Source organism: Cupriavidus sp. 30B13, assembly GCF_049059565.2.
Classification (GTDB): Bacteria; Pseudomonadota; Gammaproteobacteria; order Burkholderiales; family Burkholderiaceae; genus Cupriavidus.
Genome location: NZ_CP188224.1, coordinates 1,150,481 through 1,165,354, shown reverse-complemented (window position 1 = coordinate 1,165,354; position 14,874 = coordinate 1,150,481). Strand labels below are relative to the sequence as shown.

General features: G+C 70.4%; 14 protein-coding genes. 1 reads left to right on the top strand and 13 read right to left on the bottom strand.

Translation table 11 applies throughout. From position 1 onward, the window contains the following. Positions 1-23: 23 nt before the first annotated feature. The 10 genes from ACKI2N_RS24475 to ACKI2N_RS24430 all read right to left on the bottom strand — a co-directional run bounded on the left by ACKI2N_RS24475 (position 24) and on the right by ACKI2N_RS24430 (position 10,175). A complete protein-coding gene (locus ACKI2N_RS24475; protein ID WP_420997361.1) occupies positions 24-917 on the bottom strand; it encodes an ABC transporter permease in 894 nt (297 codons plus the stop codon). Continuing rightward, positions 914-1,876, bottom strand: coding sequence for an ABC transporter permease (locus ACKI2N_RS24470; protein WP_420997359.1), 963 nt, complete (start codon positions 1,874-1,876; stop codon positions 914-916). Before ACKI2N_RS24470 ends, ACKI2N_RS24475 begins: the two co-directional genes overlap by 4 nt. Next, a complete protein-coding gene (locus ACKI2N_RS24465) occupies positions 1,873-3,507 on the bottom strand; it encodes an ABC transporter substrate-binding protein (protein WP_420997357.1) in 1,635 nt (544 codons plus the stop codon). The genes ACKI2N_RS24470 and ACKI2N_RS24465 overlap by 4 nt, the downstream gene beginning before the upstream one ends. Positions 3,508-3,658: 151 nt before the next feature. Beyond that, positions 3,659-4,411 carry an ABC transporter ATP-binding protein gene (locus tag ACKI2N_RS24460; RefSeq protein WP_420997355.1) on the bottom strand — a complete coding sequence of 251 codons (753 nt, stop codon included), beginning with the start codon at positions 4,409-4,411 and terminating at the stop codon, positions 3,659-3,661. Next, a complete protein-coding gene (locus ACKI2N_RS24455) occupies positions 4,398-5,144 on the bottom strand; it encodes an ABC transporter ATP-binding protein (protein ID WP_420997354.1) in 747 nt (248 codons plus the stop codon). The genes ACKI2N_RS24460 and ACKI2N_RS24455 overlap by 14 nt, the downstream gene beginning before the upstream one ends. Continuing rightward, entirely contained in the window at positions 5,141-6,019 is an 879-nt protein-coding gene (locus ACKI2N_RS24450) for a branched-chain amino acid ABC transporter permease (protein WP_420997352.1), read from the bottom strand. Before ACKI2N_RS24450 ends, ACKI2N_RS24455 begins: the two co-directional genes overlap by 4 nt. Next, positions 6,016-6,903: a branched-chain amino acid ABC transporter permease gene (locus ACKI2N_RS24445; protein ID WP_420997350.1), complete on the bottom strand. Its 888-nt coding sequence runs from the start codon at positions 6,901-6,903 to the stop codon at positions 6,016-6,018. Before ACKI2N_RS24445 ends, ACKI2N_RS24450 begins: the two co-directional genes overlap by 4 nt. A 13-nt stretch (positions 6,904-6,916) precedes the next feature. After that, positions 6,917-8,059, bottom strand: coding sequence for an ABC transporter substrate-binding protein (locus ACKI2N_RS24440; protein WP_420997348.1), 1,143 nt, complete (start codon positions 8,057-8,059; stop codon positions 6,917-6,919). Between the two features lie 95 nt (positions 8,060-8,154). Further along, positions 8,155-9,282, bottom strand: a complete 1,128-nt coding sequence (locus ACKI2N_RS24435) for an LLM class flavin-dependent oxidoreductase (protein WP_420997347.1) — start codon at positions 9,280-9,282, stop codon at positions 8,155-8,157. 17 nt (positions 9,283-9,299) lie between these two features. Beyond that, complete coding sequence (locus ACKI2N_RS24430) at positions 9,300-10,175, bottom strand: ABC transporter substrate-binding protein (protein WP_420997346.1); 876 nt, start codon at positions 10,173-10,175, stop codon at positions 9,300-9,302. Positions 10,176-10,478: 303 nt separating this feature from the next. Between ACKI2N_RS24430 and ACKI2N_RS24425 the strand changes: the two genes are divergently transcribed. Beyond that, positions 10,479-11,141, top strand: a complete 663-nt coding sequence (locus tag ACKI2N_RS24425; RefSeq protein WP_420997344.1) for a CGNR zinc finger domain-containing protein — start codon at positions 10,479-10,481, stop codon at positions 11,139-11,141. 25 nt (positions 11,142-11,166) lie between these two features. On the opposite strand, the gene ACKI2N_RS24420 is transcribed toward ACKI2N_RS24425, so the two are convergent. The 3 genes from ACKI2N_RS24420 to ACKI2N_RS24410 all read right to left on the bottom strand — a co-directional run bounded on the left by ACKI2N_RS24420 (position 11,167) and on the right by ACKI2N_RS24410 (position 14,873). Continuing rightward, on the bottom strand, positions 11,167-12,684 hold the full coding sequence (locus tag ACKI2N_RS24420; RefSeq protein WP_420997342.1) for a PLP-dependent aminotransferase family protein: 1,518 nt from the start codon (positions 12,682-12,684) through the stop codon (positions 11,167-11,169). Positions 12,685-12,777: 93 nt separating this feature from the next. After that, positions 12,778-13,833: a threonine aldolase family protein gene (locus ACKI2N_RS24415; RefSeq protein WP_420997341.1), complete on the bottom strand. Its 1,056-nt coding sequence runs from the start codon at positions 13,831-13,833 to the stop codon at positions 12,778-12,780. Next, positions 13,830-14,873, bottom strand: a complete 1,044-nt coding sequence (locus tag ACKI2N_RS24410) for a carbon-nitrogen hydrolase family protein (protein ID WP_420997339.1) — start codon at positions 14,871-14,873, stop codon at positions 13,830-13,832. The genes ACKI2N_RS24415 and ACKI2N_RS24410 overlap by 4 nt, the downstream gene beginning before the upstream one ends. Between the last annotated feature and the right edge of the window lies 1 nt (position 14,874).

Here is a 14,874-nt window from a genome sequence, read left to right as displayed (position 1 = left end):
TTCCCGGCACCGGACCCGGCGCGTCAGCCGCGCGGGTCCAGCACGTCCCGCAATCCGTTGCCCAGCCAGTTGAATGCCAGCGCCAGTGCCACGATGACCAGCGCCGGCGCGGTGGCGACGTGCGCCGCGCCCAGCACCAGCACCTGCGCGCCCTCGGCCACCATGCGGCCCCAGTCCGCGTCCGGCGGCTGCGTGCCCAGCCCGAGGAAGCTCAGGCCGGCCTGGAACACGATCATGCCGCCCGCCAGCGTGGTACCGTACACCACGGCGGCCGTCGCCACGTTGGGCAGGATCTCGCGCAGCAGCACATCCGGCGTGGTCGCGCCGCAGGCGCGCGCCGCTTCCACGTATTCCTTGTCGCGCTCCGCGCGCACGCCGGCATAGACCACCCGCGTGAGATACGGCGTGGCCGAGAACACGATGGTCAGCGCCACGGCCCAGATGCCGGGCCCGAGCGCGGTGGCCAGCCCGATGGCCAGCAGCACCATCGGGAAGGCGAACAGGATGTCGATCACGCGCATGATCAGCGCCGACCAGCGGTTGCGGTGGTAGCCGGCCAGCAGCCCCAGCGCCAGGCTGAGCACCACGGCGACCGCCACCGGCGGAATGCTGGCCAGCAGCGCGCGGCGCCCGCCCCACAGCAGGCGGCTGAAGATGTCGCGCCCCTGCGCGTCCAGGCCCAGCCAGTAGCCGGGCGTGCCCGGCGCGGCCAGCCGCAGTTGCGGCTCGGCCACGTTCGGATCGTGCGGCGCGAGCCACGGCGCCGCGCCGCTGACGAGCAGCGCCAGCACGATCACGACCAGCCCGAGCAGGGCCAGCCGGTTGGCAAGCAGGCGGCGCCAGCGGCCGCGCGCGGCGGGACGGGGCGCGTGCTGGCCGCCTTCGGCGGCGGCCGCGTTGGGGGCTGCGTAGCTCATGCCGGCCCGCCTCCGTTGCGCAGGCGCGGATTGAGCAGGTCCAGCACCACGTCGGTGGCGAGGTTCACGGCGATGAAGCAGCCGGTCACCAGCATCACGCCGGCCTGGATCATCGGGTAGTCCTTGCCGGCCGCGGCGTTGTAGAGCTGGGTGCCGATGCCGGGCCAGTTGAACACGTTCTCGACGAAGATCACGCCCGACAGCAGGTAGCCGACCTGCAGGCCAGTGATGTTGATCACCGGCGACAGCAGGTTGCGCCCCAGGTGGCGGCGCAGCAGGAAGGACCTGGGCAGGCCTTGCGCGCGGAACGTGCGCAGGTAGTCCGAGCCCATGATCTCGATGACCTGGGCACGCACCAGCTGGGCCAGGATCAGCATCGAGATCACCGCCGCGGCGATGGCCGGCAGCACGAGGTGATGCAGCAGGTCGAGCCAGTCCTGGTCGCCGCGCATGTCGTACATGCCGGAGACCGGGAACCATTGCAGCCGCACCCCGAACACCCAGATCAGCAGCAGGCCGGACCAGAACACCGGGAAATTGTGGCCGACCTGGATCACCAGCATGGCCGCGCCGTCCATCCACGAGCCGCGCTTCAGGCCGCTGAGCACGCCCACGGCCACGCCGCCGGCCAGGCACACCACGACCGCGGCGGCCGCCAGCAGCAGCGTGTTGCCGAAGCTGCGCGCCAGCACCTCGAACACCGGCGTGCGCAGCACCAGCGAGGTGCCCCAGTCGCCCGCCATCAGGTGCTCCAGCCACAGCCCGTACTGCACCAGCACTGGCTTGTCCAGCCCGTACTCCCTGCGGATGGCGTCTATCGATTCCTGCGGCAGCGAGCTGGCCAGCGCGTTGGTGATGGGGTCGCCGTCGCCCGCGTGGGCGATCAGGAAGACCAGCACCGACACCACCAGGAAGATCGGAATGGCCTGCAGGAAGCGGTAGACGATCGCGCGCGTCATTTCTTCAGCCAGACCTTGCCCAGATCGTAGAAGTTCTGCGCCGGCACGTTGAAGCCCTGCACGTTCTGGCTGTTGGCGAAATGATTGCGGAAGGTCACCAGCGGCAGGAAGGCGGCGTCGCGCTGCGCCAGCGCGTTGGCGGCCTTCCACGCGGCGACCGCCGCGCGCTCGTTGGTCTGCGTGGCGGCCTTGGCGATGGCCGGCGCGATGGCCTGGTCCACCACCTTCTCGCCGCCGCCGCGCGTGACCACGTAGCCGTCGAAGGCCAGCTTCAGCCAGTACGGCGTGACGAAGCCCCACTCCATCGTGAACAGGCCGGTGTCCGGCGAAAGATTGGCGAGCTTGCTGGTATAGGTCAGCCACTCCTGCGAGATCACGTTGACCTTGATCCCGACCTTGCCGAGGTCGCGCTGGATCCATTCCACGGATGGCTGGTTGGCCACGTCGGTAATGATGGTGAAGTGGACGTCGCCCTCCTTGTAGCCCGCCTTCTTCAGCAGGTCGCGCGCGCGCGCCGGGTCGTAGGCGAAGTCCTTCTGCGCGGCGTCGTAGGCGGTGTTGCCGATATTGAAGATGCTGTAGGACGGCACCGCGCGGCCCTTGAAGATGGTGCGCGCCAGCCCTTCGCGGTCGATCGCCAGCAGGATGGCCTGGCGCACCGCCAGCTTGCTGGTGAATTCGTTGCGGAAATTCCAGCCCAGGAAGAGCTGCCCGGCCGTGGTGCTGTCGCGCACCGTGTAGCCGCTGCCTTCCAGCCCGTCCGCGGCGTCGGCCGGCACGCGCGTGAGGATGTCGATCTCGCCCGAGCGCAGCGCCGCCAGGCGCGTGGCGTCGTCCGGGATCGGGCGGAAGATGATGCGGTCGAGGTAAGGCCTGGCGCCCCAGTACTTGTCGTTGCGCACCAGCACCGTCTTTTCGCCATGCACGCGCTCGACGAACTTGAACGGCCCGGTGCCGGTGGGATGCAGCGCCAGCCCGTCCTGGCCGTACTTCTTCAGCGCGGCCGGGCTGAAGATGCCCGACACGTAGTTGCCTTGCGGCAGCAGCCGCGGGAAATCGACGAACGGCGCCTTGAAGACGAACTGCACCGTGTGGTCGTCGACGACCTTCACTTCCTGCAGGTTGCCGTAGACCGGCTTCATGGTGGCCGCGGCGCGCACGTCGTAGAACTCGAACGACGGATCCGTGTAGCGGCGCACGTTGAACTGCACCGCCTGCGCGTTGAAGTCGGTGCCGTCGTGGAACTTGACGCCCTGGCGCAGCTTGAACGTGAAGGTGCGCGCGTCGTCGCTGACCTGCCAGCTCTCGGCCAGCGCCGGCACCAGCGGCGGCGGGCCGTCCTTGGCCGGCCGGGAGAGGTCTTCGGCCACCAGCGACTCGTAGATATGCTTGTCTACGCGGTAGGTTTCCCACGAGTACTGGCGGTTCGGGTCGTAGACCGTGGGCTCCTGGTACTGCCCCACCACCAACGTGCCGCCCGAACGCGGCGCCGGCTGCGCCTGCGCGCCGCCGTGCGCGCTCCAGGCCACCACGCCGGCAAGCAGCGCCGCCGCCAGCCGCAGGCCGCCGCGCCGGCGGATCTCCGCGCCTGAACGCGGAACAGAAGGTGAAACACGTCCAGGCACCGTCATCGCAGTCTCTTGGTATCGATCTTGAGGAACGGAAATTCTATGGGCGCGCGGCGCAAACGCGAACGACGCATTTCGCATGTCGTCATAGCAAACGGGCGGCGAGGCGGCGGGCCCGGCGCGCGCGCATGGTGCGGGATGGCGCGCGCCGCGCTCAGGCGGCGTGGCGCCCGCCGAGATAAGCCGCCAGCACGGCGGGGTCGGACGCCACCTGCGCGCCCGTGCCCGCCAGCACGATGCGGCCGTGCTCCAGCACGTAGGCCCGGTCGGCCAGGGCGAGCGCCTCGCGCGCATTCTGCTCGACCAGCAGGATGGTCGTCCCGGCGGACCGGATGTCCGCGATGATGTCGAAGATCGAGGCGATGATGCGCGGCGCCAGGCCCATCGACGGCTCGTCGAGCAACAGCAGCCGCGGGCGGGCCATCAGCGCGCGGCCGATGGCCAGCATCTGCTGCTCGCCGCCGGACAGCAATCCGGCGAGCTGCTTCTCGCGCTCCCTCAACCGCGGGAACAGCGCGTAGATCCGTTCGATGTCGGCGCCTACCTGCGCGTCGCGGCGCAGGTAGGCGCCGATGCGCAGGTTCTCCGCCACGCTCAGGTTGGGCACCGTCTGACGCCCCTCCTGGACCAGGCTGACGCCGCGCGCGACGCGCCGCTCGACCGCGAGGCCGTCGAAACGCGCGCCGTCGAACGCGATCCGCCCGGCCGTGGCCGGCACGAGGCCCATCAGCGCCGACAGGACGGTGGTCTTGCCGGCGCCGTTGGCGCCGATCAGGGCAACGATCTCGCCCTCGCGCACCGCCAGGCTGACGTCGTGAACGACGGCCAGCGCGCCATAGGCGACCGACAGGCCTTGCACCGAAAGCATGGCCGCGGGCGGGGCCGCCTCGCCGTCACCGCGCTTCATGGCGCACCTCATGCCGCACCTCATGCCGTACTCCCAGATAGGCTTCGATCACCGCGGGGTCGCTCTGCACCGCCGCGGGGAGGCCCGACGCGATGGTCTGCCCGGCGTTCATGACGACCACGAAATCGCTCACCCCCATGATCAGGTCCATGTCGTGCTCCACCAGCAACACCGTGATGCCCTGCGCGCGGATGTCGCGCAGCAGGCTTTCCAGGTCCCGCTTCTCGGTCGGATTCATGCCGGCCGCGGGCTCGTCGAGGATCAGCAGCGACGGCTCGGCCGCCAGGCTGCGGGCGATCTCGAGGCGGCGCTGATGGCCGTATGACAAGGCCTGTGCCGGCCAGTCGCGCGCATGGAACAGGCCCAGGCGCTCGAGCAGCGCGTGCGAGCGCTGCTGCGCCCCTTTGCCGCCCTTGCGCTCGGCCCCGATGCGCACGTTGTCCAGCACGCTCAGGTCGGCAAACAGGCGGATCTGCTGAAAGGTGCGGCCGATGCCGAGCCGGGCGATGCGGTGCGGCGGCAGGCCGCGCAGCTCGACGCCGTTGAAGCGCAGGCTGCCGCTGTCGGCCTGGTAGAAACCGGTCACCAGGTTCATCAGGCTGGTCTTGCCCGAGCCGTTGGGTCCGATCACCGAGGTGATGGTCCCCGGCGCCACGTCGAACGACAGGCCGTCGAGCGCGGCGACGTTGCCGAAGCGCTTGCGCGCGTCGCGGACCGACAATACCGGGCTCATCGCGGCACCTCCGCCGTGGCGGGCTGCGGCGCGCGCCGGCGCAGGCGCCGCGCGGCCTGCCCGCCGATCGACAGCATGCCGCGCGGCAGGAACACGATGGCCAGCAGCAGGATCAGCGCCATCAGGATCTCGCGCGCCTGCGCGGAGAACCGCAGCACCTCGGGCAGCACGGTAAACACCGTCGCGCCCGCGATCGCGCCCCCCACCTGGCCCAGGCCGCCCAGCACCGCATAGGCGACGGCGTCCAGGCTGCGCTGCAGGCCGAAGTCGTTGGGACCGATGAACGAATTCATGTGCGCCGCCAGCGCCCCGGCCAGCCCGCACACCGCGCCGCTGAACACGAACACGGCCAGGCGCACGCGCGCGACGTCGATGCCCAGCGACTGCGCCGGCATGTCGTCCAGGCGCGTGGCTTCCATGATGCGCCCCCAGCGGCCGCCGCGCGCCGCGAGCACGATGACCACCAGCGCCGCGAGCACGGCCACGAGCTCAGGCAAGGTGGTCTTGACGGGAATCGTATCCAGGCCCAGCGCGCCGCCGGTCACGCTGTCCCAGTTGAATGCGATCACGCGGAACACCTCGGTGAATGCGAGCGTGCCCAGCGCGAAGTAGTCGCCCTCGAGCCGGAGCACCGGGGTGCCGAGCAGCAGTGCCACCAGCGCCGCGGCCAGCGTCCCCAGCCCGATGGCGGCCGCGAACGGCAGGCCGGTGTGCAGGCTTGCCAGCGCCGATACGTAGGCGCCCATGCCCATCAGGCCGCCCGTGGCCAGCGAGAAGCGGTTGACGCTGAGCATCAGGTACACGCCGATGCCGAGGATGGCGTTGACGAACACGAGCGCGATGACGTTTTCGTAAGATTGCAGCCAGCCGATCATGCGCGCTGCCTCGTTGCGGTGCCGAACAGGCCGGAAGGCCGGCACACCAGCACCAGGAAGATCGCGCCGAACGCCACCGCGTCGCGCAGCGACGACTGCAGGTACGCCACGCTGTAGACCTCGGTCAGGCCCAGCACGAGGCCGCCGATCGCCGCGCCCGGCACGTGGCCGAGGCCGCCGAGGATCAGCGCCGAAAGACCCTTGAGCAAGATGTTCTCTCCCATGAACGGGGACACGGCGTCGTAGAGCACGCCGAGCTGCACGCCGGCGGCGCCGGCCAGCGCGCCGGTGATGAAGTACGTCAGCAGCCGCAGCCGCGCCACCGGCACGCCGACCAGTTGCGCGACGCTGGGCTTGAACGCCATCGTGCGGATCGCCAGGCCCGCGCGCGTGCGCCGCAGCACCCAGGCCAGCACCGCCATCAGCACCACCGCCGCGACGATCACCGCCAGTTGCAGGCTTTGCACCCGCACCGCGCCGAGCTGCCAGACCTGCCCGGTCCAGGGCGTCGGCGGGAAGCGCCGCACCTGGGTGCCGAACACCTCCTGCACGATGGCGATGAGCAGCCGCGACAGCGCAAGGCTGGCGACCAGCCCCATCCAGCGGTTCGCGCCGCGCCGCGCGAGCGGCCCGAAGACGATGAGTTCGCTGAGCAGCGCGATGCCGCCCGCGATGGCCATCGCCGCGAGAAACGACGGCAGCAGCGGCCAGTGCAGGGCCAGTGTCAGCTCCAGCCCGGCAAACGCGCCCACCATCAGGATCGAGCCCTGGGCCAGGTTCAGGACGTTCAGCACGCCGAACAGCAGCGTGAAGCCGACCGCGAAGACCGCGTAGGTGGCGCCGAGCGCCACGCCGTTGATGGTCTGCTGGAGGAAGACTTCCATGTCCGCGCCGCCTTTACTTCGCCTCGAACGGCACGAACCGCCCGTTCTTGCCGACCAGGATCTTCGGCTGCACGGTCGGATCGCGGTTGGCGTCGAAGCCGATCGGGCCGAGCACGCCCGGATAGTCCTTGATGCCGGCCAGTTCCGCGCGGATGCGCTTGCTGTCGCCAGACCGCGCGCGCCGGACGGCTTCCACCAGCAGCGACGCCGCGTCGTGGCCGTACGCCGAGTAGATGTCGGGCGGGTGCTTGTAGCGGCTGGCGTAGCTGGCGATGAAGGCCTTGCTGACCGGATTGTCCAGCTCGCTGAACCAGGCCGTGCCGACGATCACGCCCTCGGCGCCGGCGCCGCCGAGCTCGAAGAACTTGGTCGAGATGGCCGACTGCGTGCCGACGAACACCACCTTCTGCGCAATGCCGAGCTGGCGCGCCTGCCGCACGATGCCGGCGGCTTCCTCGGCCAGCGCGCCGATCACGATGAGATCCGGGTTCTGCGCCTTGATCTTGGTGAGCTGGGCGGCAAAGTCGACGTCGCCGCGCTGGAAGGTCTCGGTGGCGACGATGGCAATGCCGTTGTCCTCCAGCGCCTTCTTCTGCACGCCATAGGCGGACTTGGTCAGCTGGTCGTCGATGCCGTAGATCTGCGCGGCCCGCTTGACCCCGTAGCGGCCGATCACCGTCTTGAGCACGTTCGGCGTGACGTTGTCCTCGGGCGGGCTGACGCGGAAGATGTAGTCGCCCAGCTTGGTGGTCAGGCCCGCGGCGGTGTTCGACGACGCCACCACCGGGATGCCGGCCTTCTGCGCCAGCGGGTCGGCCGCGTAGGCGGAGGTCGCCAGCGTCGGCCCGAGGATGGCGGACACCTTGTCCTGCGCGATCAGGCGCTGGAAGATATTGACGGTCTGGTTGCGGTCGGCGCCGTCGTCGTAGTGGATCAGTTCGAGCTTGAGGTCGCCCAGCTTGCCGCTGGCGTTGGCCTCGTCGACCACGAGCTGGATGGCGTTCTTCTGCTCGATGCCGTACAGCGCGGCGGAGCCGCCCGTCGTGGTCTGCACCAGGCCGATCTTGACGACTTCCGCGGCCGCGCCGGCCGGCATGGCCGAGATGGCCAGGCCCAGCACGCCAAGCGCGAGGAGATGTTTCTTGAGGGGCAACATGGGGGGCTTGGTCCTGGATCTTGTTGCGGAACGATGGATAAGAGGGATAAGAGGGGGAAAGCGGAGAAGGAAAAACCCGCGGCGCGCGCCCGGCATCACGACTGCGCGCGCCACGCCGCGTCGCGGTCGCGCGTCCAGGCGGAGGTCACGCCGGTGTCCGCGCGGCGGTCCACGGGCAGGTGCGGCAGGACCAGCTCCGCGAAGCGGTATGCCTCCTCCAGCAACGGCATGCCGGACACGATCAGCACCTCGATGCCCGCCTCGCGGTATTCCCGGATGCGCGCCAGCACCTGGGAGGGGCTGCCGATCAGCGCGGTGCCCGGCCCGTGGCGCACCAGGCCGATGCCCGACCACAGGTTGGGCGCGATCTCGAGCGCCCGGATGTCCTTCGGCTTCTTGCCGCCATGGAGCGCCGACATGCGCTGCTGGCCGACCGAATCGATGCCGGCGACATAGGCCTGCGCGCCTTCGATCGCGGCGTCGTCCATGTGGTCGTACAGATCCTGCGCCGCGGCCCACGCCTCGGCCTCGGTCGGGCGCACGATGACGTAGAGGCGGATGCCGAAGCGGATCTTGTCGGCGCGGCCGTGCGCGCGCGCCAGTTCGCGCACCTCGCGGATCTTGCTGTCGGCCTGCTCCACCGTCTCGCCCCACGACAGGTAGGTGTCGATATGCTTGGCCGCGACCTCGTGCGCCGCGCGCGACGAGCCGCCGAACCAGAGTTCGGGAACGCGCCCGCCATAGGGCGGCAGCGGCAGGCCCGCATCGACGACATGGATATGGCGCCCCTTGAAGGTCACCGATTCGCCGCGCAGCAGGCCGCGCAGGACGGTGAGGTATTCGTCGGTGTAGGCGTAGCGCTCGTCGTGGCTGAGATGGACGCCGAACTGCGCCATCAGCCTGGCGTCGCCATTGACGATGTTGATGCGCAGGCGTCCCTTGGAAAACTGGTCGAAGGTGGTGATCATCTTGCCCAGCAGCGTGGGCGAGAGCAGCGGCGGATGCGCGGCGATGAGATGCTGGAACTGGTCCGTGTAGGGAATCAGCGATGCCCCCTGCACCCACGCATCGTGCGTGCCGGTCGCCAGCAGCGCGCCGGTGAAGCCCAGGTGGTCGACAGCCCTGGCCAGCTGCTGGAAATACGGGTAGCTCAATGTGCGCGCGCCGTCGGCGCGCCATGGGTAGCGGCCATCGGGGCCGGTCAGGTACCACAAGACTTCCATGAAATTCGTCCTCGCTGTCAGGCCGCCGCAAAGGCGGGGTATTTCTCGGTCACCGTGTCGGCGACGTCGATCGGTTCAGGGATGAGCCCAAAGCGGGCAAAGATGTCGGCATGGCGCTGCTGCTCCGCCAGGAAGCCGGCGTCCGGCACGTGCACGCCCCAGGGGCGCGCGGCCAGCGCGGGCAGCCATTGCACGGCGCTGTTGCCGTTGACGCCGTCGAGCAGGCGCGCGGCCGCTTCCGGATCGGCCGCCGTCAGCCGGTCCGAGTCGGACAGCGCGTCGACCAGGGCGCGCACCGCGGCGGGCCGTTCGTGCAGCACGTCCTGGCGGCCCCAATAGACGGACCGGTTCGAGAATGCGTTGCCCGGCCGCGCGACGATGCGCACCGGCACGGCCTGCTCGATCTGCCCGAGCAGCGGGTCGGTGGCGACGATGGCGTCGAGCAGCCCCGCGACGAACGCATCCCTGGCCGTGGCGGGCGTCAGTTCGACCGCGTTCACCTCGCGCCAGTCGACGCCGGCCCCGTCGAGCTCGGCGGCCAGGAACTGGGTGTGCCAGGAGACCGGCATCAAGGCCACGCCGCGCCCCCTGAGATCGGCCAGCGCGCGCACCGGGGAATCGGCGCGCACCACCAGCCCGCCGCGCTCGTGCCGCGGCTCCGACATGCCGAAGGCGGCGACGTCCAGCCCCTGCGCCTTGGCCAGGATGGGCGGCGTCGCGCCGGTGCCGCCGAGATGGATCGCCCCGAGCCGGATCAGCGGAATCGTGACCGCGCCGGCGCCATAGACAAAAAAGGAAAGTCCTTCCGCGCGCAGCGCGGCGACATGCTCTTGCCGCCTGGCAAGAATCGACAACGAAGGATTCTGGGGGTGCGCCCCCACGACCAAGGCCATCCGTGACACCTATCGAAAGCAGCAGGAAGAAACGGCGCCGCAGACCGGCGCCGAGCGGGAAGCCATGACGCCGGGCGATCCTTGTCATGGGTTAAACTCATGACAGAAAGTCTACGCACAAGGCACTTGGCCAACAAGCGCGCATTTCGAATATGCATATCCGGTGCCGCCTCCGCACAGCGGGAAAGCACGGAGAGAGCGTGGGAAGAACGCGGGAAGAACGCGGACGGAGCATAAGCCTGTGCTTTTTTTTCGGAGACGTAACTGCGATGATATGGACCCCATCCATTGCGACGACCTGCCATGAACGCACCTGAACTGACCATGCCGGGGGAAGCCGCCGCCGCGGCGCCCGCGCGGCCAGTGACAAAGAAGGAGTTGACCCTCAAGTTCCGCGGCGGCGTCGCCAGCCTCTATCTGGTGGAGACGCTGGGCGAGTGGACCGGCCGGCAATACGAGCGCATCCACAGCGCGCGCCGCTGGGACGAGTGGCTGCGCGGGGCCGGGCTGCCGAAGCCGCCCCAGCGGGCCACCGAAGACGAACTGGCGCGGATGCGCGAGCTGCGGCGCGCGATCTATGGCGTGGTGCAGGCGGTGCGCGCCGGCCGCGCGCCGGCGCGCGGCGATATCGAGGCCATCAACGCCTTCGCGCGCGAAATGCCGCCCCCGCCCCAGCTGTCGGGCACCGGCGACAAGAAGCGGCTGGGCAGCCCGATCACCCACGCGCAGGTGCTGGGATTGATCGCGCAGGATGCGATCGAGCTGCTGACCGGCGATCTGCGCCACCGGATACGGGCCTGCGCGAGTCCGGTGTGCCCGGTCCTGTTCGTCGACAAGTCGCGCCGCGGCGACCGCCAGTGGTGCTCCGCCGCGTGCGGCGCGCGCAAGGCAACCGCCAGGTACCGGCTGCGCCTGGCCGGGCAGGAATTCGACGAGGAGTCGGCGTTCTGCGTCGAGCGCCACTGAGCGGGACGCGCGCCGGACGCCCCGCTTACCGCGCGGCCGCCATCTGGCCGGCGAGCTGCCCCAGCCGCAGCAAGCCTTCGCGCGCCTTGGGCGAGTCGGGCACGCCGCAGTTCATACGGATGAAATTCTTGTAGTCTCCCTGGGGCGAGAACAGAACGCCCGGCGCCACGCCCACGCCGAGCCCGACGGCGCGCTCCTGCAGCTCGAGCGCATCGACCTGGCCCGGCAGTTCGACCCAGAGCAGGAAGCCGCCGCTGGGCAGCGCGAACGAAGTGCCCTCCGGGAACACGCGCGCCACGCTCTCCGCCATCCGGTAGACCTGCGCCTGCATGGCCCGGCGCGTGCTGCGCAGGCGCTTGGCCATGCCGCCGCTGGCAAGGTACTCGGCAAGTGCCAGCTCCATCACCTGCGGCTGGCCGATGCTCGATACCCGCTTGAGAAACGCGATCTGCTCGCTGAAGCGCCCGCCGTCGACCCAGCCGACGCGCATGCCGGGCGCGATGGTCTTGGTGAGCGACGCGCACAGCATCACCAGGCCCGATTCGTCGAAGCCCTGCGCGGCATGGCATTCGCCGGCGAAGTGCAGGTCGGCGAAGGTCGCGTCCTCGATGACCGGGATCTGGCAGCGGTTCGCCAGCTCGGCCAGCTGGCGCTTGCGCGCGAGCGGCATGGTGGCGCCCGACGGATTGCTGACGGTGGTGGACAGCAGCACCGCGGCGATCTTGCCGTTTTCCACGGCGCGCGCCAGCGCGTCGACATCCATGCCGTCCCGGTTCGCGCTGACCACCGGCCGCGCGCGCAGGCCCAGCATCTGCAGCGTCTGCAGGAAGCCGTAGTAGGCGGGCGCTTCCACCGCCACCGTGTCGCCGGGCTTCGTGACCGCGCGCAGGCATAGCTGGATGGCTTCCACCGCGCCGTTGGTGATGGTCACGCGGCGCGGGTCCACGCTCGCGCCCCACTCCACCACGCGGCGCGCCACCTGCTGGCGCAGCGCCAGCGAGCCGGGCGCGAAGTTGTAGTTGCCGATCAGCGCCGGCGTCTTGCGCAGCAGGTTGGCGATGCCGGTGGCCAGGCGCCCGCACGGGAAGAACGACGCATCGGGGATGGCGGCGCCGAAGGGAATCAGGTCCTCGCGGTAGGCCAGCGCCGAGGCCGGGCCGGTGGCGGCGATATACCGCGTGACGGCGGCGCTGCCGGATATCGGCTCAGGGCGCGCGATATCCGGCAGCCGCGGCGCGACATAACAGCCGCTCTGCGAGCGCACGACCACCCACCGTTCGTCTTCGAGCTGCCGGTAGGCTTCCTGGACCGTGTTGACCGAGAGCTGCTTCGACCGGCTGAGCGCGCGCACCGAAGGCAGCTTCTGCCCCGCCGCGAAGACGCCCTCGAGAATCTGCTGCTTGAGCTCCTCGGCCAGGCGCGCGTACAGCGTGGTGCGCACGGCGCCCGCCCGCTTCGGCGCCGCTGCGGCCCGCTCCGGCCGCTCCGGCTGCCCCGCCGCGGGTGCCGCCCTGGCGTGCTTGTGGTTCGCATTGGCGCTCATGCCAGGTTCCTCGCGTTGCATTCACGGCCCGGCATTGGCGCGGGCCCGGCAACGATTATCCCCGACCGGAACCGTTGGCGCCCACGTGCCGCCTCAGGCGCCCGCCGCCATGGCGCGCGCGACGGACACCATGGCGCGCGCGGCCAGTTCCGCGTCGTGCGGCGCCACGTCCAGATGCGTGGTGGCGCGGATGAAATTGTCCCCGAGCGCGCGCACGCGCACGCCTTCGGCCAGGCATCGTGCGGCGAATGCCTCGGCCCGCAGGGCGGGCGCGTCGAAGGTGAAGCGCAGGATGTTGGAGTCCGGCCGCGGCGGGTCGAAGCGGAACAGCGCGCTGGCGGACAACGCGCGCCAGATCGCCCGCGCGTTGGCGTGATCGGCCTGCAGCTGCGCGACGTGGTGCTCCAGCGCGTACAGGCCGGCGGCGGCCAGCACGCCCGACTGCCGCATGGCGCCGCCCAGGCGGTACTTCCATTGCCAGGCGTCGCGGACGAACGCCGCGCTGCCGCACAGCACCGCGCCCACCGGGCAGCCCAGTCCCTTGCTGAGGTCGATCCAGGCGCTGTCCCAGCCGGCCGCGTAGTCGGCGGCGGCGATGCCGGTGGCCGCGCTCGCGTTGAGCAGCCGCGCGCCATCCAGGTGGCACTTCAGGCCGTGGGCGCGGGCGGCGTCCCGCACCTCCCGCAACTGCGCCAGCGGCCACACCGCGCCACCCGAGAAGTTGGTCGTCTGCTCGACGCACAGCAGGGCCGAGCGCGGCGCCGTGCGGGTGCGCGGGCGGATGCCGTCGACCACCTGCCGCGCCGCGAAGATGCCGTGGGGACTCGGCAGCGCGCGGATCGACACGCCGGCCAGCGCGGCGGCGCCCGCCGCCTCGGTGCCGTAGATGTGCGACTGATGGTCGCAGATCACCTCGTCGCCGGGCGAGGTATGCACCAGGATGGCCACCAGGTTGCACATGGTCCCCGACGGCATGAACACGCCCGCTTCCTGCCCCAGCAGGCGGGCCACGTCGGCGCACAGCCGCAGCGTGGTCGGATCGTCGCCGGACTGCTCGTCGCCGACTTCGGCCTGCGCCATCGCGGCGCGCATGCCGGCGGTCGGCCGGGTCTGCGTGTCGCTGTAGAGATCGACGAGGCGCGGCTTCATGCGGCGCCACCCGCAACCGCTTCGTCGGCCAGGAGATCGGGGCCGGCCGGCGGCAACGGCGCGAGGTCGTGGAACGCCGCCGGCTCCAGCGCCGCGCGGTTCACCTGCAGCGTGAAGACATCGAAGCGGTTGTAGTTGCCCACCACGTCATGGAATTGCTTGGGCACGATGCAGTCGTCGAGGTCGATGTCGGCATAGACGATGCCCTCTTCGTCCTGCAGGGTGTCGCTGATCACCGCGCCGGTCGGGCCGATGATCATCGAGACGCTGCGCGGCGCGCTTTCCACCAGCGCCCGCGCGGCGGGCTCGCCGCGGCAGACCAGGTCGGCGGCGGCGTCGCTGAAGAAGCCGGAGGCCACGATGGTGAAGCACTTCGCCTCGAAGCTGTGCGCGCCCGAGCGGATGCGGATCGCCGCGGCGAGGTCGTAGCGCTCCTTGCTGCCGGCCGGATGGGTTGGCCAGCACGGCGAATAGGAGGCGACGTGAATCTGCTCGCCCTGCGCCATCAGGCTGTAGCGCGCCAGCGGATTGGTATTCTCGCCGCACACCAGCGCGCCGACCTTGCCGACCGGCGTGTCGACCACGCGCAGGCCGCTGCCGTCGCCGTTGGCCCAGGTCAGCTTCTCCCAGTAGGTCGGCACCAGCTTGCGGTGGCGGTTGAGCAGGCTGCCGTCCGCGCCGAGCAGCAGGTTGGTGTCCCAGATGCAGCCCACGCTGGCCCGGGAGGCCTCGTTGATGCCGAGCGAGACCACCACGCCGTGCGCGCGCGCGGCGCGGCGGATGCGGTCGATGGCCGGGTGGTCGATGGTCACCGCGCTCTTGGCCATGCGCACGAAGAACTCGTGGTTCTCCACCGGCGCGCGCACGCCGGACCATACCGGAAACGCGCACAGGTGGGCTTCCGGGAAGGCCACGATCCTGGCGCCGTGGTCCGCGGCCTCGGCGATCAGCGCGCAGGTCTTGTCCACCGTGGCGTCGAGGTCGAAGTAGATCGGGGAAACGTGGCAGGCGGCGGCCTTGAACCGGCTGAGAAGGGACATC

Bases quoted from the DNA above. Each gene is read 5' to 3' on its own strand.
- ACKI2N_RS24475 (WP_420997361.1), bottom strand. From the start codon at position 917: ATGAGCTACGCAGCCCCCAACGCGGCCGCCGCCGAAGGCGGCCAGCAC.
- ACKI2N_RS24470 (WP_420997359.1), bottom strand. From the start codon at position 1,876: ATGACGCGCGCGATCGTCTACCGCTTCCTGCAGGCCATTCCGATCTTC.
- ACKI2N_RS24465 (WP_420997357.1), bottom strand. From the start codon at position 3,507: ATGACGGTGCCTGGACGTGTTTCACCTTCTGTTCCGCGTTCAGGCGCG.
- ACKI2N_RS24460 (WP_420997355.1), bottom strand. From the start codon at position 4,411: ATGAAGCGCGGTGACGGCGAGGCGGCCCCGCCCGCGGCCATGCTTTCG.
- ACKI2N_RS24455 (WP_420997354.1), bottom strand. From the start codon at position 5,144: ATGAGCCCGGTATTGTCGGTCCGCGACGCGCGCAAGCGCTTCGGCAAC.
- ACKI2N_RS24450 (WP_420997352.1), bottom strand. From the start codon at position 6,019: ATGATCGGCTGGCTGCAATCTTACGAAAACGTCATCGCGCTCGTGTTC.
- ACKI2N_RS24445 (WP_420997350.1), bottom strand. From the start codon at position 6,903: ATGGAAGTCTTCCTCCAGCAGACCATCAACGGCGTGGCGCTCGGCGCC.
- ACKI2N_RS24440 (WP_420997348.1), bottom strand. From the start codon at position 8,059: ATGTTGCCCCTCAAGAAACATCTCCTCGCGCTTGGCGTGCTGGGCCTG.
- ACKI2N_RS24435 (WP_420997347.1), bottom strand. From the start codon at position 9,282: ATGGAAGTCTTGTGGTACCTGACCGGCCCCGATGGCCGCTACCCATGG.
- ACKI2N_RS24430 (WP_420997346.1), bottom strand. From the start codon at position 10,175: ATGGCCTTGGTCGTGGGGGCGCACCCCCAGAATCCTTCGTTGTCGATT.
- ACKI2N_RS24425 (WP_420997344.1), top strand. From the start codon at position 10,479: ATGAACGCACCTGAACTGACCATGCCGGGGGAAGCCGCCGCCGCGGCG.
- ACKI2N_RS24420 (WP_420997342.1), bottom strand. From the start codon at position 12,684: ATGAGCGCCAATGCGAACCACAAGCACGCCAGGGCGGCACCCGCGGCG.
- ACKI2N_RS24415 (WP_420997341.1), bottom strand. From the start codon at position 13,833: ATGAAGCCGCGCCTCGTCGATCTCTACAGCGACACGCAGACCCGGCCG.
- ACKI2N_RS24410 (WP_420997339.1), bottom strand. From the start codon at position 14,873: ATGTCCCTTCTCAGCCGGTTCAAGGCCGCCGCCTGCCACGTTTCCCCG.